Raw genomic sequence first — 655 nt, forward strand, 5'->3', positions numbered from 1 at the left:
CCCCGCGCCGTACGCTACGCGGCGGCCGGTATGCCCGGCCCCGAGGTCACGCTGTGGATCGCGGGCCTCGACGGTTCACGGACCGAGGCGCGCTGGGATCGGGCGGCCTTCGAGCACCTGCCGGGCGCCGGATGGGACGCCCACGGCCCGTACGCCGTCGTGCGGTCGCGCGACCAGCGCACCGTCCGGTTCCTCGGGATCGACCCGGCCGACGGCGGGACGACGCTCCTCGCCGAACAGCGCGACGCCTGCTGGGTGGACTCCGTTCCCGGCCTGCCGGCGCGCACCGGGTCCGGCGCGATCGTCGCCCACGCCGACCTGCGGGACACCCGGCGGCTGACCGTCGGGGGAGTCGCCGTCACGCCCCCGGGACTCCAGCTGCGCGCCGTGCTCGGCGTGGACGGTGACGAGGTCCTGTTCACCGCCTCCGAGGACCCGGCCGAGACCCACCTGTGGACCCATCGCGCCGGGGCGGGCGTCCGGCGGCTGAGCGTGGAGGCGGGCGTGCACGCGGGCACGCTACGGGACGGAACGCTCGTGCACGTCACACGGGCCGGAGACCGGCCGGGCGGGCGGGCCGAGGTACGACGGGCGGGGCGGACCGTCCCGATCGCGTCGAAGGTGGAACGGCCGCCGCTGGACGTGCACGCGACGC

The 655-nt window shown here is 77.3% G+C and carries 1 pseudogene; it reads left to right on the top strand.

The features are described from left to right. Positions 1–655: pseudogene (locus ACFFNX_RS51915) on the top strand (S9 family peptidase); the annotation flags it as partial.

This window comes from Actinoallomurus acaciae, from assembly GCF_042429965.1.
Lineage (GTDB): Bacteria > Actinomycetota > Actinomycetes > Streptosporangiales > Streptosporangiaceae > Actinoallomurus > Actinoallomurus acaciae.